Source organism: Xanthomonas albilineans, assembly GCF_009931595.1.
Lineage (GTDB): Bacteria > Pseudomonadota > Gammaproteobacteria > Xanthomonadales > Xanthomonadaceae > Xanthomonas_A > Xanthomonas_A albilineans.
The window spans coordinates 900,210-915,908 of sequence record NZ_CP046570.1 but is presented as its reverse complement, the minus strand read 5'-3'; the positions used below and the strand labels follow the sequence as shown (position 1 = coordinate 915,908).

Genomic DNA, 15,699 nt, shown 5'->3' with positions numbered 1-15,699 from the left:
GAGTAGCAGCGACGTGACCGCTCCCGCCACCCGCACCCTGCGCGTGCTCACCGCCAATATCCAGGCCGGTTCGAGCACGCGCCGCTACAGCGACTATGTGACCCGCAGTTGGTCGCATGCGCTGCCGGCCGGGCGCAAGCGCAACAGTCTGGACACGATCGCGCAATTGGCCAGCGCCCACGACATCGTCGGCTTGCAGGAAAGCGATCCTGGCAGTCTGCGCTCGGGCTTCACCAACCAGACCCACTACCTGGCCGAGCGTGCCGGCTTCCATTACTGGAGCCACCAGCCGAACCGACGCGTGGGCGGCGTGGCCTCCAGCGCCAACGGCCTGCTCAGCCGGCTGGAACCACTGGAGGTGCAGGACCATGCCCTGCCGGGCCGCCTCGGCGGACGCGGCGTGCTGCTGGCCAAGTTCGGCGACGGCAACGAGGGCCTGGCAATCGCGGTGGCGCACCTGTCGCTGGGCGCCACCTCGCGCACGATGCAATTGGCCTTTATTGCGGAGCTGCTCGCCGATCATCCCAACGCCATCCTGATGGGCGATTTCAACTGCGTCGCCGACCGACCGGAAATGCAGTTGTTGTACCAGCGCACACGGCTGCAACCACCGGCTTGCGTGGTGCCCACCTTCCCCAGCTGGCGCCCGCAGCGGGCCATCGACCACATCCTGCTCAGCGACAGCCTGCGCTGCAACGCCCATCGCGCGGTACCGGCCGCCTTCTCCGACCACCTGGCACTGACCACCGAAATCCAAGTGCCACAAACACTGCTGCGTTGACCGCTTGCGCAACAAGCAAGTCGTGCCGCGTTCGAGGCCATTGCATCATGTACTTGCCTGTGGCCACGACCTCGCTCTAGAACTTCGCATCGACACGCGCATACAGATAACGACCGCCGGGAATCGCATAGGTCGAGGCGTCGTAGCCATTGAGCGAACACGACAAACAGATCGGCGGATTCTTATCGAACACGTTGTTGACGCCGCCGCTGACGGTCAGCCCCTTGAGCCAATCGAAACGGTAACCCACCTGCGCGTCGTGATAGGTCATCGCCGCCAGCGTATTGGTCCCGGCGACCTGATTGCTGCACACTGGAAATACAACTGCGTCTCCACATTGCTCGGTCAGTGCGGAGAGATGCCGCAGCGTCCATGACGCATTCCAGCGTCCACGCGCCCAATCCAGCGTCATGTTGCTGGTCCACTCCGGGATGGCGCTGTCCACCACTTCCACACCTGGGCGTTGCGGCTGCACTTGGCCGGCAGCGCCGGTGGCGACGTAGCGGGTCACGAAGGTGTTCTGCCAGCGCAGCTTGAAACGTCCGAGCGCCGTTTCCGGCGAACTCCAGAACATGCCGACGTCCCAGCCGTCGGTCTTGATCGCGCCAAGGTTGGTCAGGCGGTTATTGAAGCCGTTGATGACGCCCGTGGCCGCGCGGGTGATGCCCTGACAATAGATCGGCGACAGCGTCTGCACGCACGCGTCGAGCTGAGTCTGCGCATTGATCGCCTGAATCGCACCATCGATGTCATGACGGTAAAAGGTAACATCGACATCGAAGTGGTCCGACCACGGCACGCTACTGGCGAACCAAGGGCTCCACACGAAGCCTGCGCTGAAGCTGCGCGCCTTCTCCGGCTTCAGCGCGCGGTTGCCACCGGTGGTCACCGAGATCTGTGCATTGGCCTGCTGGTAGCCGACCGGCGCACCGAGCGCGGCGCAATGGGACGCACTGCCGCGCGGCGCGTTACCGCCAAGACCGATCGAACACGGGTCGGACAAGATCAGATCGGCACGCGCGGCCGAACCGTACAACTCGCCGATGCTGGGGGCGCGGAAACCGTCGGCATAGCCGGTGCGCAGCACGAAATCCGGCGACACCTGCCAGCGCAGGCCGTACTTCGGCGTGAACTCGCCACCAAAGGTGGAATAGTCCGAATAACGCCCGGCCAGGCTGAGATCCAGTTTATCGCCCAGCGGCGAGTCGGCGAAAATCGGCACGCTCAGTTCGAGGTAAGCCTCTTTGACATCGTAACTCCCCTGAGTCGGCAACGATGGCACCCCGTTGTAATGGCCGATCACAGTCAACGGATCGGGCTGGTACCAACCCTCGTACCTGCGGTATTCGATCCCGGTGGCGAAAGACACCGCGCCAGCAGGTAGCCGGAACAGATCGCTGCTGAGATTGCTAGTGAACTGAGTCAGTACGTTCTGGCTGCGATCGTGCACCACCGGCTGAATCCAGCGCAGCATGTCCGGCGTGATACTGCCGGCACCGCCGAAGAGATTCAGCGGTACACAACCGGCCACCGCCGCGCACGCCGCCGGATCGCCCAACGCCAGATTGATGTTGTAGATGTTGTAGCTGCCATGGTTGGTTTGCTCGGCGTGATTCTTGCTGTAGGTGCCGTCGACGTCCCAGAACCAGGTCCGGCCGGCCCCTTGGAAACTGCCGATCAGGCCAGTCCCGATGTAATGCGTGTCGACCCGCTGCTCGAACACGCGCATACCGCCTTCCACCGGCCGACGCGCGATCATGATCAGATTGCGCGCCGGATCCAGAGCGAAGCCAAACGGGTTATATGGATTGGCGGCGGAAACGAACACATTATCGGCCAGCGGATTGCCGGTGCCCGCGCCTGGCCCCAGAAAAACCGGCTCGGGCGCGGCCTGATTGGTCGATGTCCGCCGGTTGCCCAGCAGCTTCAGATACCACTGCATCTCATCATTGAAAAAGAAACGCAACTGGCCATACACGCCCTTGCGCTCGGACGGCGTCAGCAGCAGGTTGGAGGGGGCAAAGTTGTAGCGGTCGGCAGTGCTGAAACAATGATAATCGTCGCGACGATCGCAACCGGGACTGCCAGCGTAACGGGGCGATGCGACGCCATGATTCGGCGTCAGATCCTGCTGGGCGCCGGTATTGGGATCGATGAAGATGAAACGCCCATCGGGTGTGGCCGAGCTGCCGAAGCTCACCCCTGTGCCGGGAATTGGATAAGACGACTGCGTGCGATCGCGTGCATAGATCGGATCCTGTTTGGTGTCGCTGGCGCCGACGAACACACTGGCGCGCTCACTGCTGTGGCCCCAGGCCAGATCCACCCCTTTGTTCGCACCATCGCCCTTGCCGTACAGACCATCGTTCAGCGTCACCTGCGCCCCCTCGAAACTGCGCCGGGTGATGATGTTGACCACACCTGCAATCGCGTCGGAGCCATACAGCGACGAGGCGCCATCCTCCAACACCTCGATGCGCTCGACAATCGCCAGCGGAATGGTATTGAGATCGGTCGCCGCGCCCACCCCCGATGCAGAGGACTCGTTGACCCAACGCATGCCATCGACCAACACCAGCACGCGCTTGGCGCCGAGATGGCGCAGGTCAACCTGCGCCGAGCCAGCACCGACGCCACTGCCGTCAGGTGGGAAGCCGAAGTTGCCGGAGGAGTTGAACTTGGCATTCAAGGCCGAGCCGGAGGCGGTGAGTTGCTGCAGCACATCGCCGATGGAGGTCAGGCCGGTACGCTCGATATCGGCGCGACTCAGGCGCTGCACTGGCACCTGCCCCTCCACTTCCGCGCGGCGGATGCGCGTTCCCGTGACCTGGACGCCATCCAGCGTGGTGGTCGCGGTCGCGGCCGCTGTGCCCTGCTGCGCCCCGGCCAACGCTGGGGCACCCGCGAACAAGGTCGAGGAAACTGCTAAAACCAAACGACGACGGTGCAGGACGTTCATCCGTCTCTCTCCGGAAAGGATGTGGGCCACTCGTTGCGTCCCCCTGCACCGCGCGGGCATAGAGGCGTTGTAATCAAATCATGAACGACACGCAAGCACCAAGCAGCGACACAAGGCCAGCACCTAGCGGGAAGACTCCGCAGATACCGTAGCAAAGGTACCGCCGTCATTCTCACGCGGGCACTGGCCTGCAAACCGGAATGGGGAAAGCATCACGGCATACTGATTTCTTTACGTACATGATGATGATGAAATTTCCAAAAAGCGTCGGCAAACGCGCACGTGCAAGCTCAAGAGCAGATGCTTCTACTGGCAAAATAAGACGACCCGAAAGTGTGATCGTGCTGTTCGCGTCGGATACGATTAAATAAATCCACCATAACATTGTTGATACGAATCACTGAAAAAGTATTGCGCGACAAGAAAATCGATTCTTCCAGCATCGATAACGCGAAAGTGCCAACTTTTATGATTTCCACGAATTCAGAGCACGACGGCCGTCTAGATTTTTCATAAAATTCTATCGCACAGATTTTCCAATCGAAAATTTCAGCATTCAACTTGTACTTCGTCAGAGGTAGAGCATGAAAAGCCGCTTTCACGGTTGGTCCGCACAGGTGCTCGATGTGAACGATATAGAGGCAGTCATGCGAGATATCGACAAGTACGGGTTCGCTATCGTCCACGACGAATGGCGATTCGATGCGTCAGACTTCGAGCGGATGGCGGCGCTCTATCATCTCGGGCCGATGTATCAGTCCGATTTCAACCGCCGCATGCACATGGAGGGCATGTCAACGTATGGCATTAACCAGATCGGCGGTTTAACGAGTGGTCAACATGATGTATTCAACGGCACGTCAGGCGTGGCCTTGCATACCGATGGTTCCTACTTGCCTATTGGCACGATCAAAACCTCGATCCTCCTTTGCAAGCAACATGCGCTTGGCGGCGGCGAATCGATGTTGTTCGATAGCCTATCGGCATTTCAGTCGCTTTCCCGACATCATCCAGAACTCGCCCAGTGTCTGCTAGCGCCTAAGGTGTTCCGACGCAGATCGACCGATCCACGCCTAAAGAGACAATATGAGTACATCGGCCCTGTGTTTCTCTCTGCAAAAGACGGTGGAGTCGTTGGCTGCTTCACCTTGGACGTGACTGCGGACTGGGACTATTCACGCCGTGTCGACCCTAGAGTGCTCGACGCTGTGGCTTACTTGACCCACCTTGCCGAGCCGAATAGCGGGTACACGCTGAGCTTCACCCTCCAAAAAGGACAGGCCTTGATCATGCGCAACGATCAGCTTTCACACGGGCGAAACGCCTATGTCGACGATCCTGTCAATCCACGTGTTCTACTGCGCGGTCTATTTTTTTCGGCTCCGCGCGCTCGCTACGCAGGAAAAACACTCTAGCGCTTCGGCTTCCAATTCATTACATAAAACTCGGAACAGATCGCCGATATGACTGCACCGATGCTCACATCCCAATGGTCCGCATGGATGTCTTACAGCGATTATGATTTCGCCACACGCATTCGGAGCGACCTTGCAAAATACGCGATTGACGACGATATCACTTCAGCCATCGTCGAATTCGTACATGAATATCGGGCTAGCGGAAGAAACTGGAGTAGCAAGGGACTGCGAGGTGACGAAGTGTTGGCCCCCATGCTTGGCCTTGCGGATCGGGCTCCCAAAATGTTTGAATTGCTACGCGAACAGGTCGCGCAGGCCGAGCAAAACAAATGGATTGGCGGCAGCCTGCATGAAGAGGTCGCCTCCGCACAGAGGCAGTACACGAAGTTCGCCATCGTGTCGACGCCACGCTCCGGGACGCACCTCTTGCGCACATTGCTCGGCTCACATCCATGCATTGAGATGCACGGTGAAGCATTCAATCGGTTCGGCCAGCACTTGCTGCCATATTCCGTGCAGGACACCACCGCAGAGCGTATTCTTGAACGACATCTATTTCGCCCCTACTTCGAGTATGTGGAAGCTGTTGGATTCGTGCTTTTTCGCGATCTCGACACCGAGTGGGCAGGTGCAAACGTATGGGAGACATTAGCTGACTTGCCGGATCTAAAGATCATTCTGCTGGATCGGCGCAACCGTCTCGAACGACTGGTATCGCTCAAGAAAAGCCTGCTCGATCAGGTCTGGTACGTCGGTCGTGACGATAAGAGATATCGGAAAAATATCAAACTGACCATTTCACATGGGGAACTCGTAGACTTTATCGACCAGGATCTTGCCAATCGAGCAAATTTTCATAAATACTTTGATCGCCACGAAATCCTGCCAATCGAATACGAGGACATGCTCGTCAAACCGGAATCTATGCACGCAAAATTACTCGATTTCCTTCGCGTTTCGGCCGCAAGACTCGAACAAGGAACAGGAAAAAAGGAAACATCGTCGGTCTGGTCGACGATCGAAAACAACGACAAATTGAAGTCGGAACTTCAGGGCACACAATATGAGTACTATCTCTAGATCACGCCGCTATTGGCCGCCGTATACACCCATGAACGCCGAGGATTGCCGGCCTAGAATCGTGCGCGGCCAGGGCAGTTATCTCTACGACGATACGGGCCGGCGCTATCTAGACGGCATATCGGGAAGTTATAATCATTGCCTTGGTCATTCTCACCCGGCCCTGATCGATGCGGTCAAGCAGCAGATAGATACGCTTGTCCATGCGTGCAACATTGGCTCAAGCACGTTACTGCCAGAGGCACTCGCAGAACGACTCGGCGATGCGCTGGCACCATCGGGACTCGCACATACGTTCCTTGTGAGCGGTGGTAGCGAGGGAGTCGAAACCGCACTGAAAATGGCGTGGCACTATCAAATCAGTCGCAATCAACCGCAGCGGACGCGAGTCGTGGCGATCGATGGCGCCTATCATGGCTGCACGCTCGGGGCGATGGTCGCCACGCGACGTGCCTTCATCAACGAAGGCGCATTGCCATTTGTCTCCACCTGTTCGATGACGATGCCTCTACCGCAGAGTCTCGACGACTTGCAGGCATGGGAAGCGCTTCTTACCGAACACGGATCGACCGTGGCAGCGCTCATCATCGAGCCGGTGATGGCGATGGCAGGGACACGTCAATTTCCGGACGGCTTTTTGCGAGCACTGTCCTCGCTCGCCAGAGCGCACGACATCCCTTTGATTTGCGACGAAGTCTATTGCGGCATCGGAAGAACCGGCGTTCTATGCGAATCGACCTCTCAGGGGGCCAGTCCGGATATCGTCATTTTCAGCAAGAATCTCGGAGGCGGCTTTCCGATCACCGCCGTCATGACAACACCACATATTGCCGACAGTTTCGCTTCACAACCTTTTCCGCTTTTCCGGCATGGACATACGCAATCCGGCAACCTGCTAGGTTGTCGCGCCGCCTTGTTCATTCTCGACCACCTACACACACAGGACTATTATGAAAACGTCCGAATGAAGGGGGAACGTTTATTACAGACGATTCGCGAAAATTTGCCAGTGACGAGCAATGTCGTGAGTGCACAAGGAAAAGGATTGATGCTGTCGATCACTTTGAATTCTCCAGAAGCATGTGGAGACGTGCAACACGAAGCGCGCCGGCAGGGATTAATCATCGGAGCTGCGGATCGGCATCTGAAGCTTGCGCCACCTTTCACCATCGATGACACTGAAATCGACGAGCTGACGCAGCATCTTATCTGTGCGATAAGCAACGCGCCGCGCCATTGACTCTTTATTTTCATGCGAGATAACACATGACGTCTGGATATTTTTCGCTCGAGCAGATTGCGGGAGGAACACTCCATGACACGCCATTCAATTGGGGTGAATTACAAACAATATGGCGTAACGATGCGCTAGCATACAGACTGGCAAGTGAGTTTCCGACAGAAGGGTTCAACTTCCGCGAACGCAACGGCGGACATTTTTATCGACGCACCGTTGTTCCGTTAAGTTCGCTCGACGTGGACGAACCTGCAACCTTATCCGATGCATGGCGCGCAATGTGCAAGGAACTCATATCCGACGCGTTCAGGTCGGCCATGACTGAGTTCTGCGGGACGGATTTGACGGAATTCCCGATGGAAGCCGTTGCGTTTCGCGGAGGACAAGACACACACTACCTGCCGCATGTCGATGCTTCGTTGCGCCGAGGTTTTCGTCTGATTGTCTATTTCAATTCCCGCTGGGAACTCGACTGGGGTGGATTGCTTCGCATTCTTAATCCTCGAGATCACAGCGTAGCTCACTACGTCGTGACTCCAGTGATAGGAAACGCCACTTTGATAATTCGCGACGGGTGTTACGAAGATACGTGGCATGAAGTGACGCGATTGTCCGCAACAGGCGGACTCACTCGCAACACCCTCAACGTAACCTACTATGAACCAGGAACGACAAAAACAGCGCAGTAAGACGATGATGAGTCTATGCCGCAGGAAAAAGCTCGTGATGCTTTACGGCCCACCCGCCGTTGGGAAATTGACCGTCGGCAAGGAAGTGGCGAAGCGACTCTCTGCAACTCTTTTTCATAACCATCTGACTTACGATCTCGCTACAGCTTTACTAGATGCCAATAGTAGTTTCGAGACTCGCCGGCGATTTGCCTGCCGATTGAGGCTCGATGCGATTTCTTTATTGCTCGAATCCGATAATCGCGACATCATCACAACGTTCTGCTATAGCGGGCCCGATGATGATTGGTATGTCGACGCACTCAAATCGCTCTGTACGAACTATTGGACGACGCCTTACTTTGTTCAACTAAAGGCTCGTTACGACCAACTCATCGACAGAGTGGAGAATGCCGATCGACGCGCATTCGAGAAGGTCAACAGTTGTGACCAACTTGCTGCGATTTTGAAAGATTGCGCATATACAGTCCCAATCCGGACGGTCAACCATCTCTGTATCGACACATCGGATCTTTTGCCAGGCGAAGCTGCTGTTGCGATTGTGAAATGGAGCGACTGCGCATCCTAAAACGCGTGACACCAAATCCGCTGCGAACAACATCCGGGCGGCGCCTTTCGACACCGATGTACTAGGGCAATTCGACTGAACTTAGAAATGCATCACACGCTATCGCCATCCTAGATGGATCGGGGCGATGCTGACGCAATATTTGCGGCACCGGTTGCCGACTCGCCGGTCGTCGTATCGCCCACCATTGGATTGGCACGCCGATTCATCGGTGTTCTGTATAGTCTCGCTCATGATCCTGCGCACCTCCCTTCTGCTATTGACTGCCGCCCTCTGCGGCAGCACTCCCGCTCTTGCCGAATCCCTCGATGCCCAGCGCCCGGCGCTACGCGCAGCAATCGAGGATGCCGAGCAAGGGCACTTCGATCCCACCCAGGCCGCCGCATTCAAACAGCATCCGCTGTACGGCTGGCTGGAGTACGCCTACCTGCGCCGCACGATCGACCAGGTATCCGACGTACAGGCGCAGGACTTCCTCAAGCGCTACGCAGGGCAGCCGGTGGCCGAGAGTTTCCGGGCGCTATGGCTGGCAGCGCTGGCGCGGCGCCAAGATTGGCCGACACTGCTGGCAAACTGGAAACCCACCGATAATCTCGGCCTGCGCTGTGCGCAGCTCAACGCGCGCCAGGCCACCGGCCATGCCGATGCACAGTGGGTCCAGGAAGCGCAGGCATTGTGGCGCAGCAGCGTCAAATCGTCATCGACCGATGGCTGCGATACGGTCTTCGACGCATTGCAGGCGCGCGGTGGCATCAGCGATGCACTGCGCTGGGAACGGGTGGAAGCAGCGGCGGACGCGCAACAGCCTGCGGTGATGCGTGCCGCCGCACATGGCCTGCCCGCTACCGAACTGAGCCTGGCCAACGATTACGCCGCCTTCCTGGACGCGGTACACCCGCGCGCACTGAACTGGCCCAAGACCGAGCGCAGCCGCAAGGTGGCAGTGGACGGACTGGAGAAGCTGGCCAAGACCGATCCGGATGCGGCCGAGCAGCAATTGCCGCAGTTCGCCCAAACGCTCCAGTTCAGCGAGGCGCAACGCGGTGCGGTGCTGTACCAGATCGCGCTGTGGACGGTGGCCTCCTACGGCCCGGACTCGGCGCGCCGGCTCAATGCAGTGCCGGAGTCCGCCTACGACGAGCGCCTGCACGAATGGCGCGCACGCGAAGCGATGGCGCGTGGCGACTGGCCAGCGGCACTGATCGCGATCGGCAAGATGCCGGCGGCGCAACGCAACGATTCGCGCTGGCAATATTTCGAAGCACGGCTAGCCGAAAAGACCGGCAACACCACCGAGGCGCAGCGGCTATACCGGGCGGCGGCGACGGCCTCCACCTTCCACGGCTTCATGGCCGCCGATCGGCTCAAGCAACCCTACGCGCTGTGCCCGTGGGAACCCAACGATAGCACGCAGATGCAGGCCGTCGTCGCCCGCGATCCGGCCCTGATCCGCGCGCTGGAACTGTTCAAGATCGACCGCATCGGCTGGGCAACGGCCGAATGGAACGATGCACTGAGCCGCTTCGACGACACCCAGCGGCGTCTGGCGGTGGAGGTGGCAAGCCACAACGGCTGGTTCGACCGTGCGGTGTTCTCGCTGGGTAAGCGTCCTGAGGAACAACGCCTTTATCTGCTGCGCTTCCCACTGGACCACACCGCCAGCATCCACCGCGAAGCCGGCAAGAATGCGATCGACCCGGCATGGATCACCGCCGAGATCCGCGCCGAAAGCATTTTCAACCCGAACGCACGCTCGTCGGCCAATGCCATGGGGTTGATGCAGTTGCTGCCCGCCACCGGCGCCAACGTCGCCCGTGCCATTGGCCTGACCAGCTATAGCGGCGCCGCCAGTCTGTACGACCCGGACATCAACATCACCATTGGCACCGCTTACCTGCGCCAGTTACTCGACATCTACGGCAAGCCTTACCTGACCATCGCCGCATACAACGCTGGCACCGGACCCGCCACGCGTTGGCAAACCCAGCGCCCCGACTACGATGGCGACTTCTGGATCGAGACGATCAGCTACAAGGAAACCCGCGAATACGTGGCGCGTGTCCTGGCCTTCAGCGTGATCTACGACTGGCGCCTGAACGGCAACGCCCTGCCCATCAGCGAGCGCATGCTCGGCAAGTTCGACGCCCCGCGCAAGACGTTCGTCTGCGCGAGCGTCGGCAATCACCAATGAACACGCGCAACCTCACATTGCAAGGGCAGCGGCGCTGCGACACCGTTGCTGTCGTATGTTCCGGACGCCGCATCTCGCCTCGCGTGCCATGAAGACCTACCTCGTCGGCGGCGCGGTTCGCGACGCCCTGCTCGGACTGCCGCCCGGCGACCGCGACTGGGTGGTGGTCGGCGCCACCCCGGACCAGCTCCTGGCACTGGGCTACAAGCAAGTTGGCCGCGATTTTCCGGTATTCCTGCACCCGCACAGCGGCGAGGAATACGCCTTGGCGCGTACCGAACGCAAATCCGGGCGCGGCTACCACGGCTTCGTGATCCAGGCCGATCCGTCGGTGACCCTGGAGGAGGATCTACAGCGGCGCGACTTCACCATCAACGCAATCGCCCGCGACGAAGACGATGGACGTCTGCTCGATCCATATGGTGGCGTGCGCGATCTCCAACGCCGCGTGCTGCGCCACGTCGGCCCGGCCTTCGGCGAAGACCCGCTACGCGTGCTGCGCGCGGCACGGTTCATGGCGCGGCTGGCGCCGCTCGGCTTCCAGATCGCCCCGGACACCATGGCGTTGATGCGCGCGATGGCGGCCAGTGGCGAATTGGAAGCACTGGTGCCCGAACGGGTATGGCAGGAATTGCGACGCAGCCTCGCCTCGGCACAGCCTTCCGCCTTCCTGCGAACCCTGCACGATGCCACTGCGTTGCGCTGCGTGCTACCGGAACTGGACGCGCTATACGGCGTGCCGCAGCGCGCCGAATACCATCCGGAAATCGATACTGGCCGCCACCAGGAACTCGTCAGCGACATGGCCGCGCGGCTCGCGCCGGGCAATGCGCTGATCGGATTCGCCGCGCTGACTCACGACCTGGGCAAGGCGCTGACACCACCCGCCGAATGGCCACGCCACCTCATGCACGAACAACGCGGCGTGCCAGCGCTGCATGGGCTATGCGAGCGACTGAAGGTCCCGCAGGAACATCGGCAACTGGCCGAGATCGCCTGTCGCGAGCATTTGAACGTACACCGCCTGGCCGAACTGCGCGACCGCACCGTGCACGAACTGCTGCAACGCTGCGACGGTTTCCGCAAGCCCGAGCGCATCGCACAACTGGCACTGGTGTGCGAGGCCGACAAGCGTGGCCGCCTCGGCAGCGAAGATGCCGACTACCCGCAGGGACGCGACCTACAGCATCTGCATGCCGCCGCATTGGCCATCAATGCCCGCGACCTGGTCGCACAAGGCCTGAGCGGCCCGCAGATCGGCGAGGCGCTGGCCAACGCGCGGATCGCGGCAATCGCCGCCGCACGTGCAGGCGTTCGCGCTTCCGAAGTCAACCGTCGCTGATGTCCTGCGACTGCGCACAAGCGAAACGTATTGCAACGACGATCTTCCAGCGCAGCATCATGACCTAAGACAGGGCGTTCGTCGCACCCACATCGACGGCAAACCGACGACCGCACCACAGCGGCGTGCCACTGGCGATGCACGCATCGTCTCGACAATGTCGCTTGACCGAACTATTCCATCTCCCCGCCGATCCAGGTGTGCCGCACCCGCAGCGCGTCATCGAGCAAGACCAGATCGGCCTGATAACCCGGTGCGATGTGGCCGTAACGATGATCCAGGCCCAAGCATTGGGCCGGATACAGCGATGCCATGCGCGCAACTTCCTCCAGCGGCAGACCCAGCCAGCGCACGCTGTTGCGCACCGCGCTCGCCATGTCCAAGGCCGAACCGGCTAGGGCACCGGCGGCATTGCGTACCACCCCATCGATCGCGGTGATGGTTTCGCCATACAAGTCGAACGCCGGGCTGTCCGCACCCACCATCGGCATCGCGTCGGTCACTAGGAACAGCGAGCCGCGCGGCTTGGCCGCCAGCGCCACACGCAGGCTGGCCGGATGCACATGGACGCCGTCGACGATCACCCCGCACCAGGCGTCACGGTCTTCCAGCGCGGCACCCACCGCACCAGGATCACGCCCTTGCAGCGGCGACATCGCGTTGTACAGATGGGTGAAGCCACACACGCCCGCGTCCAAGCCTGCACGGATTTCTTCGTAACTACCGGCCGTGTGCCCGGCGAACACGCGCGCACCGGTCGCGACCAAGGCACGGATACTCTCGGCTGGCAAGCGCTCCGGCGCCAGCGTGATGAGCGTGACACCGTTATCCAGGGAACTCACCAGGGCCAGCTCCTCGGCATCGGGCACGCGGAACTTGTCGGCATTGTGGGTTCCCTTGCGCGCCGGGGCCAGATACGGGCCTTCCAGATGGATACCGAGCACGCCCGGCACGCCATCGGCGATGGCTTGGCGAGTGGCGGCAATGGCCGCGCGCATCACCTCCACGTCGTCGCTGATCAAGGTCGGCAGATAACCGGTGGTACCGTAGCGGCGGTGCGCCTGACCGATGCGGCGCAGCGCGTCCACGTCGGTACGGTTGTTGAACAGCACTCCACCACCGCCATTGACCTGCAGATCGATGAAGCCGGGCAGCAGGCTGCTACCACCCAAATCGTGCTGCACCGGCGCCGCGGCAACGCGCGGATCGGCGTCGTCGAGCAGCGCGAGGATGCGTTCGCCGTCGAGCAGCACACTGATGCCATCGAGGAAACCGTCTTCGCCAAGCACGCGAGCATTGCGCAGCGCCGTTTTAGTCATCACACCGTCTCCGTCACTTTGTTCAGATGCGGCGGCAAATCCGGGTTGTAGCCACGACGCAGCGCCAGTGCGTTGATCGCGCGATAGAAGCTCTGGATCGCCAGCAACGGCGCGCAGACCGGATGCGGCGCCGCGACCAAGGGCAGATCGCCGTTGGCGCTGGCCAGCCAAACCTGCGCGCCACGGCCACGGAATTCCTCGGCCAGACGCCGGGTTCCCTCACCCACTTCATCGGGTTGATCGAACGCCAACACTGGAAACCCCGGGCCGACCAGGGCCATCGGGCCGTGCTTCACTTCCGCCGAACTGTACGCTTCGGCGTGCAAACCGCAAGTTTCCTTGAATTTCAGCGCGGCCTCCTGCGCCGCCGCCAGGCCCAGCCCGCGATCGATCACGAACAGATTGCGAGCATCGACCAAGCCATCGGTGAGCGGACGCCAATCGGCCTGCCAAGCCGAACGCAGCGCCTGCGGTAGCGTCTGCAGCGCCGCCAACAACGCCGGATCGTTTTTCCAGTGCGCGCCAAGTTGCAGGATCGCCGCCAACGAGGCCAGATAGCTCTTGGTCGCCGCCACGCTCTTCTCCGGACCGGCACACAGCGGGAGGACGGTGTCGGCCAGTTGCGCCAGCGGCGAGTCCTCGACGTTGACCAGCGCCACCACTCGCGCACCGGCCGCTTTCGCCGCTTCGGCGTTGCGCAACAGATCCGGGCTCTTGCCCGATTGCGAGATCACCAAATACAGCGCGCCACGCAAGCGCAGCGGCGCTTCGTAGACCGAGCCGACCGACGGCGACGCCGAGGCGGTCACCACGCCGAGCTTGGTCTCGAACAGGTATTTGGCATAGGTCGCGGCGTGATCGGAGCTGCCACGCGCACAGGTCACCACGAACGGCGGCGGATCGGCACGCAGTGCAGCGGCGAGCGCGCTCACCGTGGCCTGGTTACGCTCGAACTGGGCGGCGATCACCGCAGCGGCTTGCGCGGCTTCGCGGAACATCAAGGTTTCGGTTTCGGAGGGCAGCACCATGGGCAAGGTCACATCGGGTCGGGAGAGAAAGAAGAGCGGGCATGAGGTTGCATCGGCGCGGTCGAGCCACGCACCACCAGTTGCGGCACGAACCCCTGGTTATGCAACACCGCTGGATGGTCTTCGTAGGCATCGTTGCGCAACTGGCCGATCAGCAGCCGCGCCGCATGGCGTGCGATATCTTCGGTGGCTTGTTTGGCGGTCGTCAGCGCCGGCCACGACTGGCGCGAGAACGGGCTGTCCTCGAAGCCGGCAATAGAAAGATCGTAGGGCACGTTCATGGAAGCCGACTTAGCCGCGGCTAGCACGCCGGCGGCGATCTCGTCGTTGGAGCCGAAGATCGCGGTCGGCGGCTCGCGCAACGCCAGCAAGCGCCGCGCGCCGCGAAAACCATCGTCGAAGGTGTAGTCGCCCGGCACCACCAGGTGCTTGTCCAGCGCAATACCGTAGTCCTTCAGCGCGGCCTCGTAGCCGGCGTAGCGCTCGCCGCTGGAGCGATGCGCGACCCCGCCCCAGAGGAAGCCGATGCGCTGATGACCGAGCTGGATCAGGTGTTCGGTGATCTCGTAGGCAGCCGCACGGTCGTCGACATAAACGCACCCCCCGTCTTTCGGGTCCTCGATCGCGGCGATGATGCGCACGTTCTTGATGCCGCGCGTGGCCAACGCGGCGACCAGATCCGTGCGCTCGGAGATCGGCGCAGTGAGTACCAAGCCGGCCAGGCGCGAACGTTGGGCCCATTCGGCCAGTTCCTCGGCCAACATCGGCGCGGTCGAATCGCAGGGATGAATCTGCACGCCGAAACCAGTCTCGCGACAGGCGGCAAGCACCCCATTTTGCAAGCCGATGATGTGGTATGGATTGGGATTGTCGTATACCAGCCCGATCACGAACGGGGTGATGCTGCGCAGGTTGCGTGCCGAGGGATCCGGCTCGTAATCGAGTTCGGCGATAGCATGCAGGACGCGCGAGCGCGTGGCCTGCATCACCGACGGTTCGTTATTGATGACACGCGACACGGTTTTCAACGACACCCGTGCCCGCTCGGCGACGTCTTTGATGGTGGGTCTACGCATACTGCGTTCCT

At 60.7% G+C, this 15,699-nt stretch carries 12 protein-coding genes; 8 read left to right on the top strand and 4 right to left on the bottom strand.

Going from position 1 to position 15,699, the window contains the following annotated elements; genetic code table 11:
- Positions 1–13: 13 nt before the first annotated feature.
- The gene (locus XaFJ1_RS03990) at positions 14–781 is read left to right on the top strand and encodes an endonuclease/exonuclease/phosphatase family protein (protein WP_012915378.1); all 768 of its coding nucleotides are present in this window, start codon (positions 14–16) and stop codon (positions 779–781) included.
- 76 nt (positions 782–857) lie between these two features.
- Here the strand turns inward: XaFJ1_RS03990 and XaFJ1_RS03985 are convergent, their stop codons facing one another.
- Complete coding sequence (locus XaFJ1_RS03985; RefSeq protein WP_012915377.1) at positions 858–3,740, bottom strand: TonB-dependent receptor; 2,883 nt, start codon at positions 3,738–3,740, stop codon at positions 858–860.
- A gap of 584 nt (positions 3,741–4,324) precedes the next feature.
- On the opposite strand from XaFJ1_RS03985, the gene XaFJ1_RS03980 reads away from it, so the two are divergent.
- From XaFJ1_RS03980 to XaFJ1_RS03950, 7 genes are all read left to right on the top strand, one after another.
- Positions 4,325–5,155 (top strand): TauD/TfdA family dioxygenase, encoded by an 831-nt coding sequence (locus XaFJ1_RS03980; protein WP_012915376.1) that lies wholly within the window; start codon positions 4,325–4,327, stop codon positions 5,153–5,155.
- 39 nt (positions 5,156–5,194) lie between these two features.
- Complete coding sequence (locus XaFJ1_RS03975) at positions 5,195–6,238, top strand: sulfotransferase (protein WP_045756746.1); 1,044 nt, start codon at positions 5,195–5,197, stop codon at positions 6,236–6,238.
- Between the two features lie 61 nt (positions 6,239–6,299).
- Positions 6,300–7,478, top strand: a complete 1,179-nt coding sequence (locus XaFJ1_RS03970; protein ID WP_187388437.1) for an aminotransferase family protein — start codon at positions 6,300–6,302, stop codon at positions 7,476–7,478.
- Positions 7,479–7,504: 26 nt separating this feature from the next.
- Entirely contained in the window at positions 7,505–8,164 is a 660-nt protein-coding gene (locus tag XaFJ1_RS03965) for a 2OG-Fe(II) oxygenase (RefSeq protein WP_012915373.1), read from the top strand.
- On the top strand, positions 8,133–8,732 hold the full coding sequence (locus tag XaFJ1_RS03960; RefSeq protein WP_230596687.1) for an AAA family ATPase: 600 nt from the start codon (positions 8,133–8,135) through the stop codon (positions 8,730–8,732). The genes XaFJ1_RS03965 and XaFJ1_RS03960 overlap by 32 nt, the downstream gene beginning before the upstream one ends.
- 232 nt (positions 8,733–8,964) lie before the next feature.
- The gene (locus tag XaFJ1_RS03955) at positions 8,965–10,923 is read left to right on the top strand and encodes a transglycosylase SLT domain-containing protein (RefSeq protein ID WP_045756744.1); all 1,959 of its coding nucleotides are present in this window, start codon (positions 8,965–8,967) and stop codon (positions 10,921–10,923) included.
- An 88-nt stretch (positions 10,924–11,011) separates the two neighbouring features.
- Complete coding sequence (locus tag XaFJ1_RS03950) at positions 11,012–12,265, top strand: multifunctional CCA addition/repair protein (protein ID WP_012915370.1); 1,254 nt, start codon at positions 11,012–11,014, stop codon at positions 12,263–12,265.
- A gap of 173 nt (positions 12,266–12,438) precedes the next feature.
- On the opposite strand, the gene nagA is transcribed toward XaFJ1_RS03950, so the two are convergent.
- The 3 genes from nagA to XaFJ1_RS03935 are packed head-to-tail and all read right to left on the bottom strand — an operon-like array spanning position 12,439 to position 15,688.
- On the bottom strand, positions 12,439–13,584 hold the full coding sequence (nagA, locus tag XaFJ1_RS03945) for an N-acetylglucosamine-6-phosphate deacetylase (RefSeq protein WP_012915369.1): 1,146 nt from the start codon (positions 13,582–13,584) through the stop codon (positions 12,439–12,441).
- Positions 13,584–14,612: an SIS domain-containing protein gene (locus tag XaFJ1_RS03940; protein WP_012915368.1), complete on the bottom strand. Its 1,029-nt coding sequence runs from the start codon at positions 14,610–14,612 to the stop codon at positions 13,584–13,586. Before XaFJ1_RS03940 ends, nagA begins: the two co-directional genes overlap by 1 nt.
- 8 nt (positions 14,613–14,620) lie before the next feature.
- Positions 14,621–15,688, bottom strand: coding sequence for a LacI family DNA-binding transcriptional regulator (locus XaFJ1_RS03935; protein WP_012915367.1), 1,068 nt, complete (start codon positions 15,686–15,688; stop codon positions 14,621–14,623).
- Positions 15,689–15,699: the final 11 nt, after the last annotated feature.

Excerpts from the sequence above, each read along its gene's own strand:
- XaFJ1_RS03985 (WP_012915377.1), bottom strand. The coding sequence starts at position 3,740 with ATGAACGTCCTGCACCGTCGTCGTTTGGTTTTAGCAGTTTCCTCGACC.
- nagA (WP_012915369.1), bottom strand. The coding sequence starts at position 13,584 with ATGACTAAAACGGCGCTGCGCAATGCTCGCGTGCTTGGCGAAGACGGT.
- XaFJ1_RS03940 (WP_012915368.1), bottom strand. The coding sequence starts at position 14,612 with ATGGTGCTGCCCTCCGAAACCGAAACCTTGATGTTCCGCGAAGCCGCG.
- XaFJ1_RS03960 (WP_230596687.1), top strand. The coding sequence starts at position 8,133 with ATGAACCAGGAACGACAAAAACAGCGCAGTAAGACGATGATGAGTCTA.
- XaFJ1_RS03980 (WP_012915376.1), top strand. The coding sequence starts at position 4,325 with ATGAAAAGCCGCTTTCACGGTTGGTCCGCACAGGTGCTCGATGTGAAC.
- XaFJ1_RS03950 (WP_012915370.1), top strand. The coding sequence starts at position 11,012 with ATGAAGACCTACCTCGTCGGCGGCGCGGTTCGCGACGCCCTGCTCGGA.
- XaFJ1_RS03955 (WP_045756744.1), top strand. The coding sequence starts at position 8,965 with ATGATCCTGCGCACCTCCCTTCTGCTATTGACTGCCGCCCTCTGCGGC.
- XaFJ1_RS03965 (WP_012915373.1), top strand. The coding sequence starts at position 7,505 with ATGACGTCTGGATATTTTTCGCTCGAGCAGATTGCGGGAGGAACACTC.
- XaFJ1_RS03935 (WP_012915367.1), bottom strand. The coding sequence starts at position 15,688 with ATGCGTAGACCCACCATCAAAGACGTCGCCGAGCGGGCACGGGTGTCG.